Annotated in this window: 25 protein-coding genes; 9 read left to right on the top strand and 16 right to left on the bottom strand. The window is 71.7% G+C overall.

Translation table 11 applies throughout. From position 1 onward, the window contains the following. The first annotated feature begins 40 nt into the window (after window positions 1-40). Window positions 41-751, top strand: coding sequence for a hypothetical protein (locus ACLQ24_RS14650; RefSeq protein ID WP_425892018.1), 711 nt, complete (start codon window positions 41-43; stop codon window positions 749-751). A 146-nt stretch (window positions 752-897) separates the two neighbouring features. On the opposite strand, the gene ACLQ24_RS14645 is transcribed toward ACLQ24_RS14650, so the two are convergent. The 4 genes from ACLQ24_RS14645 to ACLQ24_RS14630 form a co-directional block, all read right to left on the bottom strand. Then, a complete protein-coding gene (locus ACLQ24_RS14645) occupies window positions 898-1650 on the bottom strand; it encodes a lysophospholipid acyltransferase family protein (RefSeq protein WP_425891997.1) in 753 nt (250 codons plus the stop codon). A gap of 97 nt (window positions 1651-1747) precedes the next feature. Continuing rightward, a complete protein-coding gene (locus tag ACLQ24_RS14640) occupies window positions 1748-3808 on the bottom strand; it encodes a glycogen debranching N-terminal domain-containing protein (RefSeq protein ID WP_425891995.1) in 2061 nt (686 codons plus the stop codon). Beyond that, window positions 3808-4179, bottom strand: a complete 372-nt coding sequence (locus ACLQ24_RS14635; RefSeq protein ID WP_425891994.1) for an SCP2 sterol-binding domain-containing protein — start codon at window positions 4177-4179, stop codon at window positions 3808-3810. Before ACLQ24_RS14635 ends, ACLQ24_RS14640 begins: the two co-directional genes overlap by 1 nt. A gap of 407 nt (window positions 4180-4586) precedes the next feature. Next, on the bottom strand, window positions 4587-5003 hold the full coding sequence (locus ACLQ24_RS14630) for a CBS domain-containing protein (protein ID WP_425891992.1): 417 nt from the start codon (window positions 5001-5003) through the stop codon (window positions 4587-4589). 133 nt (window positions 5004-5136) lie between these two features. On the opposite strand from ACLQ24_RS14630, the gene ACLQ24_RS14625 reads away from it, so the two are divergent. Further along, window positions 5137-5763 carry a nucleotidyltransferase family protein gene (locus ACLQ24_RS14625; RefSeq protein ID WP_425891990.1) on the top strand — a complete coding sequence of 209 codons (627 nt, stop codon included), beginning with the start codon at window positions 5137-5139 and terminating at the stop codon, window positions 5761-5763. 174 nt (window positions 5764-5937) lie between these two features. Here the strand turns inward: ACLQ24_RS14625 and ACLQ24_RS14620 are convergent, their stop codons facing one another. The 4 genes from ACLQ24_RS14620 to ACLQ24_RS14605 all read right to left on the bottom strand — a co-directional run bounded on the left by ACLQ24_RS14620 (window position 5938) and on the right by ACLQ24_RS14605 (window position 10519). After that, on the bottom strand, window positions 5938-6378 hold the full coding sequence (locus tag ACLQ24_RS14620; protein WP_425892016.1) for a PPOX class F420-dependent oxidoreductase: 441 nt from the start codon (window positions 6376-6378) through the stop codon (window positions 5938-5940). Window positions 6379-6506: 128 nt separating this feature from the next. After that, window positions 6507-7532, bottom strand: coding sequence for an aspartate-semialdehyde dehydrogenase (locus ACLQ24_RS14615; RefSeq protein WP_425891988.1), 1026 nt, complete (start codon window positions 7530-7532; stop codon window positions 6507-6509). Between the two features lie 360 nt (window positions 7533-7892). Next, window positions 7893-9230 carry a M16 family metallopeptidase gene (locus ACLQ24_RS14610; protein ID WP_425891986.1) on the bottom strand — a complete coding sequence of 446 codons (1338 nt, stop codon included), beginning with the start codon at window positions 9228-9230 and terminating at the stop codon, window positions 7893-7895. Further along, window positions 9227-10519, bottom strand: a complete 1293-nt coding sequence (locus ACLQ24_RS14605; protein ID WP_425891985.1) for a M16 family metallopeptidase — start codon at window positions 10517-10519, stop codon at window positions 9227-9229. The genes ACLQ24_RS14610 and ACLQ24_RS14605 overlap by 4 nt, the downstream gene beginning before the upstream one ends. Window positions 10520-10624: 105 nt before the next feature. Between ACLQ24_RS14605 and ACLQ24_RS14600 the strand changes: the two genes are divergently transcribed. Further along, a complete protein-coding gene (locus ACLQ24_RS14600) occupies window positions 10625-11383 on the top strand; it encodes a phosphodiesterase (protein ID WP_425891984.1) in 759 nt (252 codons plus the stop codon). On the opposite strand, the gene ACLQ24_RS14595 is transcribed toward ACLQ24_RS14600, so the two are convergent. Beyond that, a complete protein-coding gene (locus ACLQ24_RS14595) occupies window positions 11350-11568 on the bottom strand; it encodes a hypothetical protein (RefSeq protein ID WP_425891983.1) in 219 nt (72 codons plus the stop codon). The two genes, ACLQ24_RS14600 and ACLQ24_RS14595, sit on opposite strands and share 34 nt — an antisense overlap. Before the next feature lie 273 nt (window positions 11569-11841). Between ACLQ24_RS14595 and ACLQ24_RS14590 the strand changes: the two genes are divergently transcribed. The 3 genes from ACLQ24_RS14590 (at window position 11842) to ACLQ24_RS14580 (ending at window position 13706) form a co-directional block, all read left to right on the top strand. Further along, window positions 11842-12936: a 3-deoxy-7-phosphoheptulonate synthase gene (locus ACLQ24_RS14590; protein WP_425891982.1), complete on the top strand. Its 1095-nt coding sequence runs from the start codon at window positions 11842-11844 to the stop codon at window positions 12934-12936. Between the two features lie 291 nt (window positions 12937-13227). Continuing rightward, window positions 13228-13461 carry a hypothetical protein gene (locus ACLQ24_RS14585; protein WP_425892014.1) on the top strand — a complete coding sequence of 78 codons (234 nt, stop codon included), beginning with the start codon at window positions 13228-13230 and terminating at the stop codon, window positions 13459-13461. Between the two features lie 50 nt (window positions 13462-13511). Then, window positions 13512-13706 (top strand): hypothetical protein, encoded by a 195-nt coding sequence (locus tag ACLQ24_RS14580; RefSeq protein WP_091405645.1) that lies wholly within the window; start codon window positions 13512-13514, stop codon window positions 13704-13706. Window positions 13707-13770: 64 nt separating this feature from the next. Here the strand turns inward: ACLQ24_RS14580 and ACLQ24_RS14575 are convergent, their stop codons facing one another. From ACLQ24_RS14575 to ACLQ24_RS14565, 3 genes are read right to left on the bottom strand one after another with little or no spacing between them, the layout of a single operon-like run. Beyond that, window positions 13771-14310, bottom strand: a complete 540-nt coding sequence (locus tag ACLQ24_RS14575) for a DUF1360 domain-containing protein (RefSeq protein WP_425891980.1) — start codon at window positions 14308-14310, stop codon at window positions 13771-13773. A 58-nt stretch (window positions 14311-14368) separates the two neighbouring features. Next, window positions 14369-14695: a hypothetical protein gene (locus ACLQ24_RS14570; protein WP_425891979.1), complete on the bottom strand. Its 327-nt coding sequence runs from the start codon at window positions 14693-14695 to the stop codon at window positions 14369-14371. Next, on the bottom strand, window positions 14695-15033 hold the full coding sequence (locus ACLQ24_RS14565; protein ID WP_425891977.1) for a DUF6158 family protein: 339 nt from the start codon (window positions 15031-15033) through the stop codon (window positions 14695-14697). Before ACLQ24_RS14565 ends, ACLQ24_RS14570 begins: the two co-directional genes overlap by 1 nt. Before the next feature lie 130 nt (window positions 15034-15163). On the opposite strand from ACLQ24_RS14565, the gene ACLQ24_RS14560 reads away from it, so the two are divergent. Together ACLQ24_RS14560 and ACLQ24_RS14555 are read left to right on the top strand one after the other, a co-directional pair. Next, a complete protein-coding gene (locus tag ACLQ24_RS14560; protein ID WP_425891975.1) occupies window positions 15164-15586 on the top strand; it encodes a hypothetical protein in 423 nt (140 codons plus the stop codon). 27 nt (window positions 15587-15613) lie between these two features. Further along, a complete protein-coding gene (locus ACLQ24_RS14555) occupies window positions 15614-15940 on the top strand; it encodes a DUF3817 domain-containing protein (protein WP_425891973.1) in 327 nt (108 codons plus the stop codon). A gap of 35 nt (window positions 15941-15975) precedes the next feature. On the opposite strand, the gene ACLQ24_RS14550 is transcribed toward ACLQ24_RS14555, so the two are convergent. Next, on the bottom strand, window positions 15976-16458 hold the full coding sequence (locus ACLQ24_RS14550; protein ID WP_425891972.1) for a DUF6232 family protein: 483 nt from the start codon (window positions 16456-16458) through the stop codon (window positions 15976-15978). A 539-nt stretch (window positions 16459-16997) separates the two neighbouring features. Here ACLQ24_RS14550 and ACLQ24_RS14545 point away from each other — a divergent pair. After that, on the top strand, window positions 16998-17975 hold the full coding sequence (locus ACLQ24_RS14545) for an NlpC/P60 family protein (RefSeq protein WP_425891970.1): 978 nt from the start codon (window positions 16998-17000) through the stop codon (window positions 17973-17975). Between the two features lie 71 nt (window positions 17976-18046). Here ACLQ24_RS14545 and ACLQ24_RS14540 read toward each other — a convergent pair whose 3' ends face one another. The 3 genes from ACLQ24_RS14540 to ACLQ24_RS14530 form a co-directional block, all read right to left on the bottom strand. Continuing rightward, window positions 18047-18997 (bottom strand): sigma-70 family RNA polymerase sigma factor, encoded by a 951-nt coding sequence (locus tag ACLQ24_RS14540; protein ID WP_425891968.1) that lies wholly within the window; start codon window positions 18995-18997, stop codon window positions 18047-18049. 434 nt (window positions 18998-19431) lie between these two features. After that, a complete protein-coding gene (murQ, locus tag ACLQ24_RS14535) occupies window positions 19432-20388 on the bottom strand; it encodes an N-acetylmuramic acid 6-phosphate etherase (protein ID WP_425891966.1) in 957 nt (318 codons plus the stop codon). Further along, entirely contained in the window at window positions 20385-21299 is a 915-nt protein-coding gene (locus ACLQ24_RS14530; RefSeq protein ID WP_355241831.1) for a MurR/RpiR family transcriptional regulator, read from the bottom strand. Before ACLQ24_RS14530 ends, murQ begins: the two co-directional genes overlap by 4 nt. Window positions 21300-21356 lie beyond the last annotated feature (57 nt).

The raw sequence follows: 21356 nt of genomic DNA, 5'->3' as shown, positions 1-21356 counted from the left end.
CGAAGATCGACGCATAGCCACTCACCGGGAGGTCGTGACGATGCATGCCGACGCGTCCCCCTTCTTCATAGGTCCCCATCGGTTCGACGCGCCGGACGACGACTCAGGCCCCACCCTCGACCGGCGGTACGACATGCGCCCGCTGCCCGGCGAGAAGGTGCTCGGCCGGCACCGACTGCTCGTCGCGGGCTACCTGCTCGGGCCGACGGAGACACGACGCGCCTGGCAGCTTCCCGGGCCCGTCTCGGTGACCGTCACCGACCAGCGGATCTGCTGGGTGGGCACCGGCTCACAGCTCTCCCTGGTCGCCGACGACACGCCCCGCTCCCGACCCTCCGGACGACTGCCCGGCCTGATGACCGGCCAGATCCGCTGGCAGTGGCCGTCCCGGCTGGAGCTGCCGTCCACCGACCCGGCGCAACTGATGATCGTCTGCGACGCGTTGCGCACCATCCAGCAGCCGGCGCTGGCCCTGGGCGGGTCATCGGGTGAGGTCGTCGCGCTGGGCCGCCAGGTCCGCCGGGCGGTGGCCATGTTCCGGCTCACCCGCCCGCAACTCGTGGACCTCTCCGCGCAGGAGCGCGACGTTCTGCTCCTGCGGGCCGGCCCGGCGCTGCTCGCTGGGGAAGCCCGGATCACCCTGCCGGGCTCGCTGCCCGTGGAGTTTCGCTCCCGCGACGACTACTACCGCTCGGGGCCGGAGCCCAGTTCCTGGGACGGCTTCGCCGACGGCACGTCCGGACGTCACTGACGCCAACCGCAAGCGCCGCTGCGGCAGGCGCGGTCGGCGCTGGCGGAATGCCCCGGCGTCGCTGACGCCAACCCCGGGTCACCGGCGGCACACGCGGTCGGCGCTGGCGGAATGCCCGGGCGTCGCTGGCGGCACAGTCGGGCGTCTCAGACGCTGGGGGCGCGTTCCTCCCCGGCGGCTTCCAACGCGGCGGCCTCCTCCGGCGTCGGCGCGCTCCCGCCGAGGTGGGCCGGCAGCCACCAAGTGTCCTCCGGACCGGCCGGCGCGTCCGGATACTCGCGTTGGGCTCGCTCCACGAGCGCGTTCAGCCGAGTGGTCAACTCGGCGGCCAGCACGTTCGGGTCCGGGAAGTCAGCCGGCAGGATCGGCTCGCCGATGAGGATGGTGATGGGCGTGTGCCGCCGGGTGAGCGTGCGGGGACGGCCCTTCGTCCAGAGTCGCTGGGTGCCCCACAGTGCGACCGGCAGCACCGGCACCTTCGCCGAACGGGCCATCCGCACGGTGCCGTTCTTGAGCTCCTTGACCGTGAACGACCGGCTGATCGTGGCCTCCGGAAAGACGCCCACCACCTCGCCGCGCTTGAGCGCGTTGACGGCGGCGCGGAACGACGCCGCGCCGGCCTGCCGGTCCACCGGGATGTGCCGCATGCCGCGCATCAGCGGGCCGGAGATTCGGTGCGCGAACACCGACTGCTTGGCCATGAACCGGACCAGCCGGCCCGAGGCGTTCGCGCCCAACCCCGCGAAGATGAAGTCGAGGTAGCTGACGTGGTTGCTGGCCAACACCGCCCCGCCGGTGCGGGGTACGTGGTGGGCCCCCTCGATTGTGATCTTCAGGTCGAGGACCCGGAACAGCGTCTTGGCAGCGGCGATAACGGGCGGGTACACGAGCTCCGGCATCCGCAGAATCTACCCTGCCCGGCTGGGAGGTCGCCCGGGTGCCGACCCGGCGACGCGGGTGGTGCGGCGCCGCCGGGTGTGTCTTGTCATTCGCGGCTCAGTCGGCGAGGCTGTGCAGATCGAGCCGGCCGCGGGCGAACGCGTCCACCCGCCCCCACCGGCCCGGAATGTCCAGGACCTCGATCCGGCCCATCCCGACCGGCAGGCGCGGATCGACCGCCAGGTGCCCCTCGTGCGGTTCGAGGCCGAGCATGGTGCGCAGCAACAGCAGCGGCGTACCTGTCGACCAGGCCTGCGGGCTACACGCCGTCGGGTACTCCACCGGGAACTTCGTCTGCTCCCGCGGGTAGCCGCCGAACGCCTCCGGCAGCCGCCCGTCGAAGTACGTGGCCGCGTCCAGGATGCCGTTGGCGATGGTGGCGGCCTCCTCGGCGAAGCCGTAGCGACGCAGCCCCCAGGCGATGAAGGAGTTGTCGAACGGCCAGATCGTGCCGTTGTGGTAGCCGATCGGGTTGTACCGGGTCTCCCCCTCGGCGAGGGTCCGCACCCCCCAACCGGAGAACAGGCGCGGCCCGAGGAGGTGCGCCGCGAGCTTCTCGGCCCGCACCGGATCGACGATGCCGCTCCACAGCAGGTGGCCGATGTTGGAGCTGAGGACGTCGCACTGGCGACCCTCCGGGTCCAGGGCCAGCGCGTAGTACTCGCCGTCGGCCACCCACCAGTCGCGGTTGAACCGCTCCTTCAGGTCCGCTGCCTCCCGCTCCAACTGGTCGGCGAACTCCGGGTCGTTCCAGAACTTGCGGGCCATCCGCGCTGCGCGGACCTTCGCGTCGTACGCGTACCCCTGCACCTCGCAGGTCGCCCGCGGGAACGGCGGCAGGGTCCCGTCGGCGTACGAGATCGAGTCCCAGGAGTCCTTCCAGCACTGGTTCTCCAGGCCGGTCTCGGTGTTGCGGCGCTCGTACCAGATGTAGCCGGTGCCGAGCAGGTCGGCGTGGCTGTCGATCCAGTTGAGCGCGGCCCGGCTCTCCTGTTCCAACTCCTTAACCAGCGCCACGTCCCCGCTCCACCGCTCGTACTCGTCGAGCAGCACCACGAACAACGGGGTGGCGTCCACCGATCCGTAGTACGGCGAGTGCGGTTGCTCCTCGAAGGCGGCGGTCTCGCCGTAGCGCATCTCGTGCAGGATCCGCCCCGGGTCCTCGTCCCGGAAGTCGTCGAACCGGCTGCCCTGCAGGGACGCCAGGATGCGCAGCGTCGTCTTCGACAGTTGTGGCGTGAACGGCAGCGTCTGTAGGCAGGTGAGGATGCTGTCCCGGCCGAACATGGTCATGAACCAGGGCAGGCCGGCAGCGGGTAGGGTCGCGCCACCGAGCGACAGCGGCGAGAAACGCAGCGCCGCCAGGTCGATCAGACTGCGTCGGTATGTGCTGGCGACCCGACCGTGCTCACTGTTGACCTTCGGGGCGTCCGCGATCCACCGCTCCAGGTCGTGTTGCAGTGCCAGCCGCTCGCCCCTGTGCACCCGCAGCCCCATCCGTAGGTCCCGGTCCCCGGGCCCGACCGCGCGGGTCTGCACGTGGATCGTCGCCTGCCACTGCTCGTTCGGCTCCAGGTGGACGGTGTACGCGAAACCCCGGCTGTCGTAGCGGGCCGACATCGACGAGGAGATCTCCGTTTCGCGCCGGAAGTTGCCCCGGCGGTAGCCCAGGCGCAGCTTGTCGGCCTCGACCTCGGTGTAGATCTCGCCCTTCTTGTTCAGGATTTCGTCCTTGACCTGGAACAGGTCGGCGAAGTCGGACGCCGCGTCCATCCGCACTTCCAGGTCGACGGCCTTCTCGTCGTGGTTGAGGATGGTGAGCTGTTCCCGGAAGCTGCCGCCGACCGCACGCTCGCGGATGATCGACAACTTCGCGTCCACGTAGTGCGTGGCCATCCCCGGCACCAGGAAGAACCGTGACTCGAAGTACTGCAGGTCGTCGTACGAGAGCGAGTTGAGGCGTTCTCCGTTCACGCTCAGCACCCACGTGGACAGGAACCGGGTGTCGATGGAGAAGAGCCCGGTCGGTTCGCTCGGCGTCGCCTCGATGTCGCCGGTGTCCTCGCAGACGACGAACGTGTTGCCGTCCAGGATCCGGATCGTGTTGCTCTGGCCCATCAGCGCACCTCCCCCACGAAGCGGCGACGCGGCCCACGGGAGTCCGGCGACCCGGGAAAGATCCGCTCCACCTGCACCACCAACCGCGCGTCCCCCGACACCGTCATGTCCCCGCGCAACAGGGCGGCCAGGCCGTGCTCACGGCCGGACGCGATCTCGTCGAACAGCACCGGGCTGGCACCGATCACCGTGTCGGCCTCCCGGTCCTCCTGACTCACGTTGAGCCGCCCATAGTCGATCTTCAGCAGCCAGTGCCGGGTCTGCGCCCCCTCGTGCAGGTCGATCCGCAGTGTCCCGGTGGCTTTCGCCAGCAGCGGCTCGTACCCCCGCCGGTCCAGGTCCTCGAAGAACCTCGTGGTCGCGTCCACCATCGGGTCCACTCCTCCCAGTCGGCCAGGCCCCCGGCATCCCACCCGCCGCGCTCGCGGCCGGAGTCACACGTCCCCGCACGGGTCCCCGCACCCCACAAACCCAACCTCGCCCAAAAAGGGTGACCCCCATCCCACTCCCACCCCTCCCCCGGGCCCTCGCTCTGCCCCGGTGATCAAGAGGTTTGCGTCACGACACGCCGGAAGCGGTGACGCGAACCTCTTGATCATCGGGGTTGAGGGGTGGGGGTGGGCGCGGGGGGGGGGCCCCCCCCCGGGGGGGGGGGGGGGGGGGGGGGGGGGGGGGGGGGGGGGGGGGGGGGGGGGCCCGCGGGGGGGGGGGGGGGGGGGGGGGGGGCGCCCGCCCCCCCCGCGGGGGGGGGCCCCCCCGCTTCGGTGGTGGTTCTGTGTCAGTTGTTCGGATCGTCGGCACTGATGTCGGCCAGCACCGACTGCGGCTCACGCTCGACCGCGAGGTCACCCATCGACACCAGGCCGATCAGGCGGCCCTCGTCGACCACCGGCAGTCGGCGTACGGCGTAGGTACGCATCAGGTCCGCGGCGGACACGGCGTCGTCGTACTGGCTCACGGTGATCACATCGCGGCTGGTGATCTCGCTCAGCCGGGTCGAGGCCGGGTCCATGTTCTCTGCTACACCCCGGACCGTGATGTCCCGGTCCGTGACGATACCGACGACAGTGTCGCCATCGGTCACCACCACGTCACCAATGGCGCTGTCGCGCATCTCCTGCGCGGCGGCGATCAGCGTGTCGTTGCCGTCCATCGTCACCAACCGGGTCGTCATGAACTCTCCGACCGTTGTCATGGTGCTCCCCTCTCGGTGTCGGCATGGCCCGTCTACCCGCCGCCCCGCAGGGGGTAACGCCATCGGCCGGGCGGCTCTGGACGTCGCCGGGGCGACCCGGTTTCGTGACGGCGGGCTCGACGAACGCGAGCACATGACCACGGACCAGACCTGGACGACACCCGCTACCGTCGGCGAGGTGCGGAGCGGCGAGCGGGAGCTGCGGGAACTCATCGGCGGCAACGCCTGGTTGACCCGGGCGTTGACCGTGGTCCGCGACTCCGGCCTGCCGGACGCCTGGATCGGCGCGGGTGCCCTCCGCGACCTGGTCTGGGGCGAGCGTTACCGCGACGGGTTCGACCCGACTACCGTCCACGACGTCGACGTGGTCTTCTTCGACCCGGCGAGGCTGTCCCGCGACGACGACCAGCGGGCCACCGCCCGACTGGCCGCCGCCTGGCCGGCTCCGCCCTGGCAGGCGCGCAACCAGGCGGCGGTACACACCTGGTACGCCTCGAAGTTCGGCGGAGACCCGATCGCCCCGTACCGCAGCGTCGCCGAGTCGGTGGCCACCTGGCCGGAGTACGCCACAGCCGTGGCCGTGCGCCTAACCGCGGCCGGTGAGCTGGAAATCTGCGCCCCGTACGGCCTCGCGGACCTGCTGGGCGGGGTGTGGCGGCACAACCCGGCCCGGGTGGACGTCGCGCTGTCCCGACAGCGGCTGGCCCGCCACCGACCCGCGCAGCGCTGGCCCCGGGTGACCGTGATCGAGCCGGGCTGACCCGGCGGCCACCACCAGGCGCACCACGCCCGGTGCGGTCGACCTAACAGGCGCACCACGCCCGGTGCGGTCGACCTAACAGGCGCACCACGCCCGGTGCGGTCGACCCGTCAGGCGCACCACGCCCGGTGCAGTCGACCCGTCAGGCGCACCACGCCCGGTGCAGTCGACCCGTCAGGCGCGGGGCGGCATTCCGTAGATGCGCTCCACGTGCAGGCGCAGCACCAGCCGCCGCTCGGCGACCATGGCGCTGCGGTATTCGGCCCAGTCCGGGTGCTCGCCGCGCAACGACCGGTAGAGCCCCACCAGCTCCTCGACCGTCGCGTCGTCGACGTCGGCCGCCGGGGTGGTCAGCTCGGCCCGCCCCTCGACCACCGCGTACGCCCAGCCGTCCTCGCTACTGACGTGGAAGCTGGCCCGCGGGTCCCGTCGCAGGTTGGCGGTCTTGGCCCGGCCGTCGGTGACGGACACCCGGATCAGGCCGGCGGCACGGTAGAACGAGTAGACCACCGTGGACAACTGCGGTCGTCCGTCCCGCTTGATGGTGGCCAGCACACCCATCGAACGACCGGCGATCAGGTCGGTCAACGCCTGCTGGTTGGTGTCCTCCGGCACGGCTTCCTCCAGGTGGCGCGGTCGGCTGTTCCAGCCAAACACGAGCGAAGCGCTCCCGACGTGTCGTTCCCGTCACCGACTGCGGGCCCCCACCGTGACCGGCCGGGGCCCGCAGGGGACGGTGACGGTCAGCGCCGTTCGGCGGCGACCAACTCGGCGAGCTGAACGGCGTTGAGCGCCGCGCCCTTGCGCAGGTTGTCGTTGGAGCAGAACAGCGCCAGCCCGTACTCGACGGTTTCGTCGGCGCGGATGCGACCCACGTAGGTCGGGTCCTGCCCGGCGGCCTGCAACGGCGTCGGCACGGGGGTCAGCGCGACCCCGGGTGCGTCGGCGAGCAGCTCGTGGGCACGCTGCGGGGTGAGCGGGCGGGCGAACCGGGCGTTGATCTGCAGCGAGTGGCCGGTGAAGACCGGCACCCGGACGCAGGTGCCGGAGACCTTGAGATCGGGGATTTCCAGGATCTTGCGGCTCTCGTTGCGGAGCTTCTGCTCCTCATCGGTCTCGAACGAGCCGTCGTCGACGATCGAACCGGCCAGCGGCAGCACGTTGAAGGCGATCGGCTCGGCGAACGAGCGCGGCGCGGGGAACTCCACCGCCGACCCGTCGAAGGCGAGCCCGGCGGCACGCTCGGCGACCTTGCGGACCTGCTCGTCCAGCTCGGCGACGCCGGCCAGTCCGGCGCCGGAGACGGCCTGGTACGTCGAGACGACCAGCCCGATCAGACCGGCCTCGGCGTGCAGCGGGCGCAGCACCGGCATCGCGGCCATCGTGGTGCAGTTGGGGTTGGCGATGATGCCCTTCGGGCGGTCGGCCGCAGCGTGCGGGTTTACCTCGGCGACCACCAGCGGCACCAGCGGGTCCATCCGGAACGCCGACGAGTTGTCGATCACCACGGCGCCGGCCTCGGCGACCCGGGGAGCCAACTCCTTGGCCGTGCCCTTACCAGCCGAGAAGAGCACGATGTCCAGCCCGGAGTAGTCCGCCGTCGCGGCGTCCTCGACGGTGACCTCGTCCTCGCGCCACGGCAGCGTACGCCCTGCGGACCGCGCCGAGGCGAACAACCGCACCTGCTCCGCCGGGAACTCCCGTTCCGCTAGCACCCGCCGCATCACGCCACCGACCTGGCCGGTGGCCCCCACAATGCCGATCCTCATGCCCGCGAGGCTACCGACCCGACCCCCACACCCGGGAACCCTTTCCCACCCCCCGGATCCACCTCACACCGACCCACCCCACCGACCCACCCCCGGGTCCACCCCACCGACCCACCCCACCGGCCCTCTCCCCGCGTGGGCCCTCTCCCGCGTCGGCCTCCCGCGTCGATCATGAGGTTGTCGGCACGACACGCCGTGGCAGGTGAGAACAACCTCATGATCAACGAAGGCCGGGGGCGAAGGCCGGGGGCGGGGACCGGGGGCGGGGGGTAGGGGGTAGGGGGTAGGGGTTAGGGGTTAGGGGTTAGGGGTTAGGGGTTAGGGGTTAGGGGTTAGGGGTTAGGGGTTAGGGGTTAGGGGTTAGGGGAGCAGGTTTCCTAGGGCGGCGGACTCCAGGTCGTTGCGGATCAGTGCCGCGTCGCCCTCAATGACCAGGGTCAGCGCGTCCGCGTGCAGGTGCGCGGCGGCCGCTGCGGAGACCTGGTCCACGTCGGCGTTGAGCAGTTCCTCACGCAGCCGGGCGTGGTAGTCGTCCGGCAGGTCGTGCACCACCAGCGTGGTCAGGGCGGACGCGATCGCCCGAGGGCTCTGCAACTCGACCGAGAGCTGCCCCGCCCGCCAGGAACGGGCCACGGCCAGCTCGTCCTCGGTCACACCCTCCGCCTGCGTACGGGCGATCTCGCCCACCGCCTCGACCAGGGCCGGCGTGGTGACCGCGGTCTGCACGCCGGAGCTGACCGCGAACCGGCCGAACCGGCGGGACGAGGCGAACTCGCCCCGGATGCCGTACGTGTAGCCGCGCACCTCGCGGATCAGGTGGTTGAGCCGGGAGGTGAAGGCCCCGCCGAGGACCGTGCCGGCGAGGGTCATCGGTACGTGGTCGGGGTGCGCCCGGTGCGGCGACGGGTGGCCCAGCCGCAGCGTGGACTGCACCGAGCCCGGCCGGTCCACCAGGATGATCCGCCGGCCGGCGTGCAGCGGCACCTCGATCGGGCCGCCCTGCTCGGCCGGGCCGCCGCCGGTGCCGGCGAACGCCGCTCCGGCCAGCGCGTCCAGGTCGATCCGGTCCAGGTCACCGGCGACGACGAGGGTGCCGGGCCGCAGGAACCACTCGGAGTGGAAGACCGTGATGTCCTCCACGTCCAGGGCGGCCACCGAGTCCGGGTCGCCGTACATCGGTCGTCCCCACCGGTTGTCGACGCCGAACAGGTCGGCGCGCAGCGCGGCGTCGGCGCGCGGACCGGGATTGGCCCAGTCCATGCGCAGCGCGTTCGCCTCGTCGTCGCGGACCCGCCGCACGTCGGTCGGGTCGAGTCGGGGCGTCCGGACGGCCTCGGCGAGCAGCTCCACGGCAGCGGTCAGCCGGTCCACCGGGACCTGGACGCTGACCTGGAACGAGTCCCAGTCCAGCCCGGTCACCAGCTCGGTGCCCAGCGCCTCGATGGCCAGCGCGTACGCGGTGGCGTCCCGCTGGCCGGTGCCCTCCTCCATGGCCTTGGCGAGGACGCCGCCCAGACCCTCCTTGCCCGTCAGCTCGCGGCCGGCGCCGGCGTCGAGGAGCAGCAGCGCGACGGCGAGGTTCTGTCCGGGCAGGTGCGCGGCGACCACCTGGCCACCGCCTACCGCGCGGCGGACCACCGGCGGGAACCGGTACGGGCGAGCGGCACCCGGGCCGGGACGGTCGGTGATCAGCGTCATGCGGTCTCCTCGGGCAGGTAGGTCAGGGTCACCCGGTCGGCGGCGCCGAGCACCTCGGCGGCCGTCTCGGCGATCTGCTCGGCGGTCACCGCGAGCCAGGCGGGCAGCCGGTCGGCGGCCCGGGCCGGGTCGCCGAACTGGGTGGTGTACCGCCCGAGCGTGTCCGCGCGGCCGTCCACCGTCGACATCTGCCGCCACCACGCCGTGCTCAGCAGCGCCTTGGCCCGGTCCAGTTCGGCGGCGGTGACCGGCACGGTGGCCAGCTCGTCGACGACCTCGGCGAGCCCTTCGGCCAGCCGTTCGGCGCTCACGCCGGGGCGGGCGGTGGCGGTGGCGATCAGCGGCGCCGGGGCGTGTGCGAGGTCCACCCCGTACGCGCCGACCAGGTCGGGTTGGGCGATCCGCTCGCCGTCGGCGAGCCGCTGGTAGAGCCGGCTGCCGCGGCCGCTGCCGAGCACGGTGGCGAGCACGGTGAGCACGTCGTAGCCGGGGCTGCCGAACGGGTGACCCCGGTGGGCGATGTAGACGCGCGGCGCGGGCACGTCGGCGGTCACCGTCTCCACGGCGGGCTTCCCGGTCGCCGGGACGCTGCGACCGTCCGGCGCGGCCGGGATGCCGTCACGGGCCGGCAGCGCGCCGAAGTACTTCTCGGCCAGCGCGAACACCTCGGCGGCCTGGGCGTCGCCGACAACGGTGAGCACCGCGTTGTTCGGCGCGTAGTACATCTCGTGGAACGCCTGGAAGGTGGCGAGATCGGCGGCGTTCAGGTCGGCCATCGAGCCGATCGTCGAGTGGTGGTACGGGTGCCCCGGCGGGTAGAGCAGCGGCAGCAGTCGCAGCCACGCGTCCCCGTACGGGACGTTCTCGTAGCGCTGCCGGCGCTCGTTCTTGACCACGTCGCGCTGGTTGTCCAGCGTCTCCTGGGTGAGCGCCGGGACCAGCCCACCCATCCGGTCGGCCTCCAGCCAGAGCGCCAGCTCCAAGTGCTCGGCCGGGACCGTCTCGAAGTAGTTCGTCCGGTCCGGGTTGGTGGTGGCGTTGAGCGAGCCGCCGGAGCCCTGGATCAGCTTCATGTGCTCGGTCTTCGCCACGTTCACCGAGCCCTCGAACATGAGGTGTTCGAAGAGGTGGGCGAAGCCGGTCTGCCCGGTCGGCTCGTGCCGGGATCCGACGTCGTACCAGAGGTTGACGGCCACCGCGGGCGCGGTGCGATCCTCGCTCACCACCACACGCAGGCCGTTGTCCAGTCGGGACGTCTCGATGTGCCAGGGGTAACCACTGTCGGGCATGGCACGACGCTATCCGATCTCGCGGGCGGAAGGTGGCGTGCGGTGGGTCGGCGAGCCGAGCCGCGCGGCCGCATCGAGTCGGCCGCTCGGGGTACCGCAGGGGGTATGACCCGACCGACCCCCGAGGAGTCCACCCGTCACGCCGCCGGACCGGCCGCCCGCGCCGTCGAACGCGCGAGCGCCGCCCTCGGCCGCCTGCGCCGCGGCCGGTCGCTGCATCCGGCGGGCGCGTCGTTCTCCGCCGAGGTGACGATCTGGGGTACGCCCGGACCGCCCGTCGGGGTCGACCTCCTCGACAACCCCGGTGCGTACGCGGGCACACTTCGCCTGTCCCGCGGGATGCCCACGCCGGGCGGTTGGCCGGACGTGCTGGGCCTGGCGCTACGCGTGCACTCCGACCAGGGGCGCCCGTTCGACCTGCTGGTCAGCTCCAGCGGTGCCGCTCCGGTGCTGCGGAACCTGCCCCTGCCCCGCCGCGGCTTCTCCGGGACGTACAGCACGATCATGGGTTATCGCGCGGGCCGACGCCGACTCTGGTTGGCCGCGTTGGCCGACCCCGAGTCGGTCGATCTCGGCCACACCCTGGCGGCCGTCGCGGCCGCGGCCCGGACGGATGCGCCGCGCCTGGTGCTCGCGGTCGCGTCCGCCGTCGGGCCGTGGCGGCCGGTGGGCCAGGTCGGCATCGGCGTCCCGCTCGACGCCCGGCAGGACGCCGCGCTCGCGTTCGACCCCGTGCGCAACCTGCCGGCCGGACTGCGGGCGGCCGGTCCACTCGCCTGGCTGCGCGAGTGGACCTACGCGGGGTCGCGTCGGGCCCGCGGTGCGACCGTTCAGTCCGGCGGTTCGACGGCGGCCACCGTCTGATCGGAGGTACGCCGTTCCAACACCGTGTCCGGTGCCGCGTTCTGGTCCTCCTCGCGCACGTCCGACTCGGCGAGGATGGCCTCCGCCTGTGCCTGCGGATCGTCGCTGCCCACCGCGACCTCCTCGGGAAGGAGGTGGTGCGCGCGGGACTCCGCCCGCTCCTGATCGCTCTGCTCGTCAGTCATGGCACCCCTGTTACCCGGGGCCCGGCCTCGGCACGCGGTGTTCACGCCGCATCTTGGGACGAGGGCCCGGCGACCCCCGTCCGGTCGGGTAGGCTGGCCCGGTGATGAGGACGTATCGATGGTTTAGGCAGCCGGCTCGCACGCCGGTGACTTCACCATGATCTGACGTCACCACGGACCGAGCCGGCCGGGCAGGAGCTGTCGTTCCTGCCCTTCTGCGTACGAGCAGCCGGCTCGTCCCGGGCACCGGCCCCGGGCACGGTCGGCGAGAGGATGCCCACCGTGACGACCCCGGAGACCGATCGGGTCAGCGACCAGCGGATCGACCGTGTCGTGCCGCTGACCACACCCGCCCTGCTGCACCACGAGTTGCCCCTTCAAGCCCCGCTCGCCGCGGCCGTGTTGAACGACCGACGCGCGGTGAGCCGGGTTCTCGACCGCGAGGACGACCGCCTGCTGGTGGTGGTCGGCCCGTGCTCCGTGCACGACCCGGCCGCCGCGCTGGAGTACGCCGAGCGCCTGCGCGCCGCCGCCGACCGGCTCGCCGACGACCTGCTCATCGTCATGCGGGTCTACTTCGAGAAGCCCCGCTCGACGGTCGGTTGGAAAGGCTTGATCAACGACCCTGGGCTGGACGGCAGCGGCGACGTCAACACCGGTCTGCGCCGGGCCCGGGCGCTGCTGCTCGACGTCCTGCGCCTCGGTCTGCCGGTGGGCTGCGAGTTCCTCGACCCGATCACCCCGCAGTACATCGCCGACACGGTGGGCTGGGGCGCGATCGGCGCCCGTACCGTGGAGAGCCAGGTGCATCGGCAGCTCGCCTCCGGCCTGTCCATGCCGATCGGCATGAAGAACCGCCCCGACGGCAGCATCGGCACGGCGGTGGACGCGATCCGCGCCGCCGGGGTGCCGCACGTCTTCCCGGGCATCGACTTCTCGGGCACCCCGGCGATCATGCACACGCGTGGCAACACCGACGGTCACCTGGTGCTGCGCGGCGGAGGCGGTCGGCCCAACTACGACGCGGGATCGGTGGCGGGGGCGCTCGACCTGCTGCGGGCCGCCGGGCTGCCCGAGCGCCTGGTGATCGACGCCAGCCACGCCAACAGCGGCAAGGACCACCGCAACCAGCCACTGGTCGCCGCCGACGTGGCCGCCCAACTGGCCGCCGGCCAGCGCGGGATCACCGGTGTGATGCTGGAGTCGTTCCTCCTGCCCGGCCGGCAGGACCTCGATCCCACCCGCGAGCTGGTGTACGGCCGTTCGGTGACGGACGCCTGCCTCGGCTGGGACGACACCGCCGAGGTGCTCGACGAGCTGGCCACCGCCGTACGTACCCGCCGGGCCACCCTGCCCACCCCCGCCTGAGGGTGTGACGGTCGGCACTGCGGTGCGCGGAACACGACCGGGCGGCGCCTGGTTAACTGAGGTGTCGGTGTGCTCAGTGTCCCCGGGCCTCACCTAAATAGCCCTCGCGGAATACCGTTCGGCTGGAGCCGCGTCGCGCCACTCGCCGAGAGGCGACATACACACCGACACCAGCGCCGCCCCCGGCTCACGAGGCCGGGGGCGGCGCTGTCTGTACTCCCGGGGGTCCACCGCCTGCGGGCCCGCCGGCTGGCGAATGCCGCGACGTTTGACCGATTCCGGCCCGGGTAGCTGATCAGCGTGACCGACGACGCATCCGTGGCCGACGAGCCGGACATGCGCGCCCTCTACGACCTGCTCGACGACATCTACCGGGGTCAGGAGCGCACCACCCAGGCGGAGATCTATCGCCGGGCCGTCGCCGCCGAACTCCCGCCGGAGCTGCTCGCGCGCATCGACGCGCTGCCCGAGGGCGAGTACGCGGTGGACGAGGCCAGCGACCTGCTGGGCGGCAGCGTCGCGTGAGCGGCACGAGCGCAGTCAGCGAGCCCGGCGACGTGAAGGGACGACACACCATGACGCACCACGAGGACCACGACGAGAAGGTCCCGGCGCTGGGCCAGCCGCCGAAGGGCAGGGACACCACGCCCGAGCCGGACTTCGCCAACGAGCACGACCGCACGGCGGTGGACCGGGACATCATCACCGGTGCGGACGAGGACGAACGCGAGCCGGAGTCGCCGCACGGCTGGTCCGGCATGCAGCGTTGACGCTTGCACGACTACGGGGGCTGGCGAACTCGCCGGCCCCCGCAGTGTTCGTGCCCGTCCTCGGTCAGTCGTCGTCGTGCCCGCCCTCGGCGGCCTGCTGCGCCGAGGCGTACGCCATCTGGAGGAAGTCGGACGCGGCTACGGCGGTGAGCGCCGTGGCCACCAGACGCGTGAGCCGGGGGGCGAGCACCAGACCCCCGGTGAGCCCCGTGGCCACCCAGACCGCCAGGCAGAACGGGCAGCTCAGCAACTCGCCGATGGCGTGCCGGGTGGAGCTGCCCGAGTCGCGGACCTGCTCCATCACCTCGCCGCTGCCGATCGGCCGGTCGTAGCGGGTGAACGGGGCTCGCAGCGGGCTGGTCACGGCATCCTTGGACAGCAGCCGGCTGAGCTTGTGCGTGGCGATGGAGAGCAGCACCACGTCGGCGGTGGCGGGACGCTCGGGGACCGGCCGGCCGGTAACCTTGACCAGACCGGCGAGCGCTCCGGTCACGCCCGCGTAGGTGCCCATCGCCGCCAGGTAGCCGCCGAGCGGTCGGTGCTCGTGCGGCGCGTACGCCCGGCGCAGCCGCGCCACCTTCTGTCGCAGGCCAGTGTCGGTCACCCGGTCTCCTCTTATGTCATCGTGGTGCGAAAGTGGCCGTCCGACCGGCCGGTGTCTCTCAGCCGGCCTGGAGGTTGTCGGCGACCTCACGCGCGAGGTTGGTCAGCGCCTCGTCGGCCAACTGGTCCGGGTCGGTGCCCGAGCCGTCGGTCAGGTCGAGCTGGATCCGCGCGCCGCCGGAGTCGGCCGGATCCACCCGAATCTCGGCGGCCCAGCCGGCCTCGCCCCACCGGGCCCGCAGCTCCTCGCCACTGACCTCGGCGGGAGGGCTCCCGTCGCTGCGCAGCGGCGCCGGCAACCAGGCCGAGGCGCGGGCCGGGTCGGTGGCCGTGTTGAAGACCACCTCGGGCGGCGCGGACATGCCGCGCACGGCTCGCGCCGCCATCAGGCGTCCCGCAGACGGCTCGGGTCGACCTCCCGGCCGGGGTGGCGGGCCAGGTACTCGGTCTCCAGTTCCGCGGTGCGCCGCAGGTGGTTGGCGAGCGCCGAGTCCGCCGCGTGCCGCAGGGTGTCCAGCCGGGTGCGGTGCAGGCTGTGCATCTCGCGGATCAGGTCGTCGTCGGTCAGTTCCGTCGGGTCCACGCCGACCGCGTCGCCGTCGAGTTCGGCGCCCCCCGGGTCGGCGAGGTGGTCGCCGCCCCACTCGGGCACCCGCTGCTCCGGGCTCATCTCCCTGCCGCCGCTGGATGCGAAGCCGTCCTCGCGTACCGATCCGGTCATCATCGCCCCCCTGGTCTCGTTTGGGCTGGCGTCTAGACGGATGCCCACACCGGGTGACGCCAAACCATCCCGCGCGTGCGGCACCTACGACACCGCGTCGGAGAGCGCCGCCGTTCCCGGTACCCTCGACGCCATGAGGTGGCTCTGGACCCCGGCGTGGATCGCACGTCACGTGGCCATGGTCGTGCTGGTCGGGAGCTTCCTCGGGCTGGGTTGGTGGCAGATCAGCCGGGCCACGGCCGGCAACAACCTCAGTTGGGGGTACGCCGTCGAGTGGCCGATCTTCGCCGGCTTCGTGGTCTACGTCTGGTGGCGCGAGGTGCGCCTGGCCCGCCGCGCCGCACAGGGGGAGACCGAGCCACCCGCGGAGCCGGCCGTCGAGCCGCCGCCGGCCGCGACCGCCGGTTCCCGACCGGCGGTACGCCGACCGGTGCGGGTGACGAGGGTGCCGGCCACCTCGTCGCCCGGTGACGACGTGGCCCTGGCCGCGTACAACGACTACCTGTCATGGTTGAACGCCAATCCGGGCGCCCGGCCCGGTGACTACCCCGGCTGAGCCGGGCCTGAAGAAGGACGGACGAAGGTGGGCGCAGCCCTTACCCGGTACCGCGTGATCGCCTGGATCGTGGGCGTGGTGCTGATCCTGCTGGTCGTGATCGGCATGCCGCTGAAGTACGCGTTCGACAACCCGGTGGTGGTGGAGACGGTCGGCCCGGCGCACGGCTTCCTCTACTTGATCTACCTGGTGGCCGCGTTCGACCTGAGCCGCCGGGCCGACTGGCCGCTGAAGCGGATGCTCCTGGTGATGCTCGCCGGCACCGTGCCGTTCGTCTCGTTCTACGCCGAGCGTCGCGTCACCGCCTGGCTCGACCGCCCCACGGCCCCCACCCCGGAACCGGTCGCGGGCTGAAACCCCCGGCCCGACTCTGGGCTGGGCCGGGACCGTCAGCGGTTGGGCCGCCAGGGGTCGGTCGAGGCGAGCGGGTCGACCCAGCCGCCGTACCGGTTGACCTCCCGGGCGCGCAGCAGCGCCCGGGTGACCTGACCGAACTGCCGCTCGTCGTCGGCGCTGAACAGCAGCACCTCCGCGCCGCGGTGCCAACCCCACAGCTCGTACGGCGGCGGCCGCCAGCGGTCTCCGACCAGGGCGAGCGCGGCCGGCAGCAGGAGCACCGCCCCGAGGATGAGGTACGCCCCGGCGGTCAACCGCTGCAGGCCGCCGCTGAAGCCGAGGAGCAGGCCGACCACGCCGATCATGGAGGCGGTGATCACGACGGCCCGGACGGCGATCCGGTCGTGCGGGCCTCGGGTGGTACGCAGGTGGGTCAGGTCGAGGATGCGATAGCTGGTACGGCCGACGGTGAACCGGTCGACGGTGACGATGATGCCGGGTCGCGCGTACAGCAGCGTGGACCTGGCACTGGGCACCGTTCGCTGCGGTCGCGTCTTTGCGCCTTCACGATTCACGGTTCCTCCCGCTGAGCGGTCTGCCGGGCTGGGTCGGTGACGACGGGCGTGATTGTCTGATTACGGGATTCCCGGCTCCGGGCTCCATTGTGTTGGGGCACCGCCACTCCACCTGGGCATTTACGACAACGGACCGCCCACTCGTCCGGGCGACATCGTTGGGAAACAGCATCCATTTCAGGTTTTGTCGGTTACGGCGGGCGGTTGACCGGCGGCATCCGTCGGGAACGACGAATGTCATATATCGGTCAGTGGGCACAAAGGGGACCGGTTTACCCTTCGCTCCCGTGTCGGCAGCCCCGTTGACGCTGTCGCCCCGCAGGGGCACTTCCTGCCACTTGGTCAACATTCGCCCCTGCTTCAACTGCGCAGCACAACCGTCCCGGGTTAGGTTGAGTGAGCCGGTCCGGCCCAGTGCCGTCCATTCGGACGACCCCGGCCGGTGTCGCCGAGGGCGTCAGCAGCCCCGTCGGCGGCCGTGGGAGAGGAGCCTCTCGCTCTTGTCATCCCTGAGAACCCTGCTGCGTACCGTGGCGCTGGTCGGCCTGTCGGCCGCCCTGATCGCCCCGACGGCGGCGGCGCACGCCGAGCCGTCCCCCGCCGACCTGACCCGCCGGATCGAGACGTCCTCGGCCGAGTTGGAGCGGGTGGTGGAGTCGTACAACAAGCTCACGGAGGACATCAAGGTCAACAAAACCGCGGTGGCCCGATTACAGGCCCGCATCGGCCCACTCGAACAGCAGGCCGAGCAGAGCCGGGCGGACGTCACCGCACTCGCCAACAGCGCGTACAAGAGCGGTGGCCTACATACCGCCGACGCGCTGCTACGGCCCGGCGGCGCCGCCGCCATGCTGGACCGGCTCGGCACTCTCGACCAGCTGACCCGTCAGCGCCAGGAGCGCATCTCCGGCTTCACCGACAACCAGCGGCGGCTGCTCGACGAGAAGACGCGGCTGGACGCCACGCTGGCCCGGCAGGCCGCGCAGGCCCGCGAGCTGGCAGCCGGCAAGACGCGCATCGAGAAGGACCTGGCCGAGCTGTACGAGCTGCGCCGGCAGGCGTATGGGGCGGCCACCGAGCGTCCCGCGCCCACGGCGGCGAAGACCGAGGCCCGGAATGTGCCGGCCGTCGCCGGAGATGCCGACACGGCGGTGCGCTACGCCTTCGGGTCGATCGGCAAGCCGTACGTCTGGGCGGGCGAAGGGCCCAACGGCTACGACTGCTCCGGCCTGACCCTGGCAGCATGGCGGGCGGCCGGAAGGTCACTGCCGCACAGCGCACGGATGCAGTGGGGCGCGGTCGCGCACATCGACCGAGGCGACCTACGCCCCGGGGACCTCGTCTTCTACAGCGGCCTCGGGCACGTCGCTCTGTACGTGGGCGACGGGCAGGTGATCGACGCGCCGAGCGCCGGTCGCAACGTGCTCAAGCGCGGCATGAACATAATGTCGATCCACGGTTACGGCCGGGTCCGCTAGCGGAACCCGTTACGGCGAACGGCCGGCGTCCCCCTATCGGACGCCGGCCGTTCGCCGTCATTACTACCAGGTCAGGCTGCCTGCAGCCCCTCCGCCCGGGCCAGCTCGCGGAGCCGGCCGAGGGCCTGGATCTCCAGCTGCCTGATCCGCTCGCGGGACAACGAGAAGCGGGACGCGACCTCGGTCAGCGAGTGCTCGCGGCCGTCCTCCAGCCCGTAGCGGGCCCGCATGATGCCCGCCGAACGGTCGTCGAGGTGGTTGAGCAGCCCCTCGATGCGCTGCCGCTCCAGGCCACTGAGGACGATGTCCTCCGGCGACGGCGCGTCGCTGTCGGCGACCAGGTCACCGAGGTTGGTGTCACCGTCGTCGCCGACCGGGGTGTCCAGCGACACGGTGTCCTGCGACCAGCGGCGCAGCTCGTTGACCCGCTCGACGGTGACGCCGAGCGACGCCGCGATCTGCTCCGGCTCCGGGTCGCTGCCCAGCTCACGGGTGAGCTGCCGGGTCACGTTGCGCATCCGGTTGACGTCCTCCACCAGGTGCACCGGCAGGCGGACGGTGCGCTCCTGCTGGGCGATCGCCCGGCTGATGGCCTGGCGGATCCACCAGGTGGCGTAGGTGGAGAACTTGTAGCCACGCTCGTAGTCGAACTTCTCGACCGCCCGGACGAGGCCGGTGTTGCCCTCCTGGATCAGGTCCAGCATGGGCATCCCCGAGCGCACGTACCGACGCGCGATCGACACGACCAGTCGCAGGTTGGCGCGGATGAAGAGGTCCTTCGCGCGCTCACCCTCGACGACCAGCCGATCCAGGTCGGCCCGGTCGACACCGTCGGGAACGGCGTCCGCACCGAGCAGGTGCTCGGCGTAGAGGCCGGCCTCGATCGCCTTGGAGAGATCGACCTCCTTGGCGGCGTCCAGCAGTGGCGTCCGGGAGATCTCGTGCAGGTAGACGCCGACCAGGTCGCGCTCCTCGGCGACCTCGTCGGTCCGCATGCCGATGTTCTTGTCCACGTTGCCCACGGTCCCCTCGCTCGCCGGTCGCCCGGTTCCTTGCCATTCCCCACGTCCGGTCAGCCCTGGTAACTTCTGCTGTGCCCACCGGTGCTGACACCTACACAACAGATGAGACGTGTCAGGGATTCCGTTCCGTGCGTCGAAAGTGTCACGAATGCCTGAGCAATTGCTGAGAGCACGGTCCGTGTTTGCTGTCAGCACCCATCGGGTAGCGCGCCGCTGCGCACCTCGAACGGGCTGGTTGATCGACGGATCACCATCGTCCGCACCATAGGAACACCGCCCGCCGCGCTGGCACAGCGACCCGGGTCACCACCGTGCTGCGATCCTGGTCACTGCCAGATACGCAGCGATGGACCGGTCGGTTCATCCACGAGGGTGTCATTACCCTCCACCCCGATGAACAATCCGGAGCCTCATTCGCTTCCCGGGTGTGCGGCTCAGGAGGCGAGCAGCGCGAGGGCTCCGCGTACCTGGTCCGCGGAGCGGGCGAGGGCGGCTCGCGCGGCGGCCACCTCAGCACCGGAGACCAGGGTGACGAGCGCCGTCTTCAGGTCACCCCCGGCCTCGCCGAGGGCCCGCCGGGAGACCTCCTCGGAGCAGCCCGTCGCCTCGACCAGGATCGAGATCATTCGGCCCCGAAGCTTGGCGTTGGTGGCAACCATATCGATCATGAGGTTCGAGTAGACCCGGCCCAGGCGCACCATGACGGCGGTCGAGAACGCGTTCAGCACCAACTTCTGCGCGGTGCCCGCCTTCATCCGGGTCGACCCGGTGACCACCTCGGGTCCGGTGTCCACCCCGATGAACACGTCGACCGATTGGGCGGCCTCGGCCTCCGGATTGGCGCAGAGCAGCACCGTCGAGGCACCCGTGGCACGGGACGCGGCGAGCGCCCCGAGGACGTACGGGGTGCGTCCGCTGGCGGCCAGACCGACCACGAGGTCACCGACACGCACACATCTGGCCGCTTCGAGGGCGCCGCCCCGATCGTCGTCCTCGGCGTCCTCCACGGCACGCACCATGGCGTCAGGTCCACCGGCGAGGTGGGCGCAGAACCAGTCCCGGGGCGAGTTGAAGGTGGGGGCCAGCTCGGCCGCGTCGAGCACGCCCAGCCGGCCGGAGGTGCCGGCCCCGAAGTAGTGCACCCGGTGGCCGCCACGCAGGGCCTCGACGGCCAGGTCGACCGTGGCGGCGATCTCGTCGAGCACCGCGGCGACCGCCGCCGGGACCCGTCGGTCGGCCTCGTTGATCACGGTGAGGACGTCCCGGGTCGACATCAGGTCGAGGTCGACGCTGAGCGGGTTGCGCCGTTCGGTGGGCGCGCCCACCCGGACCGCCGGTCGGCCGGGCAGTGCTGACATGTCCTTGTTCGGCTCCACCGAGCCGGGCGTCATGCCCGCCTCCGGCTCGCGCCCACCCGGTGCGACTGGACCGCCTCGGCGGTCGCCTCGAGGGCCTTGCGGGCCCGGGACCGGTTGCGGGCGGCGACCCCGACGAACAGGCAGTCGACGACGGTGAGCTGCGCCAGCCGGCTGGCCGTGGCACCGGAGCGGTAGGTCGTCTCGCGGGCCGCGGTCGTCAGCACGAAGTCGGCGACCTCGGTGATCGGCGAGCGCGGGAAGTTGGTCAGGGCCACGGTGGAGGCGCCCCGCGTCCGAGCCTGCTCCAGCACCTCGATCACGTCGGAGGTGGTGCCGGTGTGCGAGATGCCGATCGCGACGTCGCCGCGTCCGAGCAGGGCCGCCGAGGTCAGCGCGGTGTGCACGTCCGGGAAGTAGAAGGCGATCCGGCCGATGCGGTGCAGCTTCTGCTGGAAGTCGGAGGCGACGAAACCACTGGCCCCGGCACCGTAGATGTCGATCCGGCCGGCGCCGGCGATCGCCTCGACGACCTGTTCGCAGACGGCCGGGTCGAGCTGTTCGGCGGTCTCCTCGACGGCCCGTGCGTCGTTGAACGCGATGGTGGCGATGATCTGGGCGAGGTCGGCGCCGGGCGGAATGTCACCGCCGACGACCCGGGCGTCCGGGGGCTCGATGCGGCGGGCGGCCTCGGCGGCGAGCCGGATGCGCAGCTGCGGATAGCCGTCCATCCCGACCGACCGGCAGAACCGGATGACCGTCGCCTCCGACGTCTCCGCCGCGGTGGCGAGGTCCGTGATGGTCCTCCGGGAGGCGGCGGCCGGGTCGGACACGACCAGTCGGGCGACCCGCTGCTCGGCGGGCGACAGCGACGGCAGGAGCCCGCTGATGTGGACGATCAGTCCACCAGGCTCGTGACTCGCAGAAATCTTCGGACTCTTCGCCACGGGTGAAACTTACTTTCACCAAGCGTGACCGTCAACCATCACCGCCTCTGGTGGGAC

The sequence above is a fragment of the Micromonospora sp. DT4 genome (assembly GCF_049841675.1).
Classification (GTDB): domain Bacteria; phylum Actinomycetota; class Actinomycetes; order Mycobacteriales; family Micromonosporaceae; genus Micromonospora.
This window is presented reverse-complemented; position numbering and strand designations above follow the sequence as displayed.

Excerpts from the sequence above, each read along its gene's own strand:
- ACLQ24_RS14650 (WP_425892018.1), top strand. The coding sequence starts at position 41 with ATGCATGCCGACGCGTCCCCCTTCTTCATAGGTCCCCATCGGTTCGAC.
- ACLQ24_RS14645 (WP_425891997.1), bottom strand. The coding sequence starts at position 1,650 with ATGCCGGAGCTCGTGTACCCGCCCGTTATCGCCGCTGCCAAGACGCTG.
- ACLQ24_RS14640 (WP_425891995.1), bottom strand. The coding sequence starts at position 3,808 with ATGGGCCAGAGCAACACGATCCGGATCCTGGACGGCAACACGTTCGTC.
- ACLQ24_RS14635 (WP_425891994.1), bottom strand. The coding sequence starts at position 4,179 with ATGGTGGACGCGACCACGAGGTTCTTCGAGGACCTGGACCGGCGGGGG.
- ACLQ24_RS14630 (WP_425891992.1), bottom strand. The coding sequence starts at position 5,003 with ATGACAACGGTCGGAGAGTTCATGACGACCCGGTTGGTGACGATGGAC.
- ACLQ24_RS14625 (WP_425891990.1), top strand. The coding sequence starts at position 5,137 with ATGACCACGGACCAGACCTGGACGACACCCGCTACCGTCGGCGAGGTG.
- ACLQ24_RS14615 (WP_425891988.1), bottom strand. The coding sequence starts at position 7,532 with ATGAGGATCGGCATTGTGGGGGCCACCGGCCAGGTCGGTGGCGTGATG.
- ACLQ24_RS14610 (WP_425891986.1), bottom strand. The coding sequence starts at position 9,230 with ATGACGCTGATCACCGACCGTCCCGGCCCGGGTGCCGCTCGCCCGTAC.
- ACLQ24_RS14605 (WP_425891985.1), bottom strand. The coding sequence starts at position 10,519 with ATGCCCGACAGTGGTTACCCCTGGCACATCGAGACGTCCCGACTGGAC.
- ACLQ24_RS14600 (WP_425891984.1), top strand. The coding sequence starts at position 10,625 with ATGACCCGACCGACCCCCGAGGAGTCCACCCGTCACGCCGCCGGACCG.
- ACLQ24_RS14595 (WP_425891983.1), bottom strand. The coding sequence starts at position 11,568 with ATGACTGACGAGCAGAGCGATCAGGAGCGGGCGGAGTCCCGCGCGCAC.
- ACLQ24_RS14590 (WP_425891982.1), top strand. The coding sequence starts at position 11,842 with ATGCCCACCGTGACGACCCCGGAGACCGATCGGGTCAGCGACCAGCGG.
- ACLQ24_RS14580 (WP_091405645.1), top strand. The coding sequence starts at position 13,512 with ATGACGCACCACGAGGACCACGACGAGAAGGTCCCGGCGCTGGGCCAG.
- ACLQ24_RS14570 (WP_425891979.1), bottom strand. The coding sequence starts at position 14,695 with ATGGCGGCGCGAGCCGTGCGCGGCATGTCCGCGCCGCCCGAGGTGGTC.
- ACLQ24_RS14565 (WP_425891977.1), bottom strand. The coding sequence starts at position 15,033 with ATGATGACCGGATCGGTACGCGAGGACGGCTTCGCATCCAGCGGCGGC.
- ACLQ24_RS14560 (WP_425891975.1), top strand. The coding sequence starts at position 15,164 with ATGAGGTGGCTCTGGACCCCGGCGTGGATCGCACGTCACGTGGCCATG.
- murQ (WP_425891966.1), bottom strand. The coding sequence starts at position 20,388 with ATGACGCCCGGCTCGGTGGAGCCGAACAAGGACATGTCAGCACTGCCC.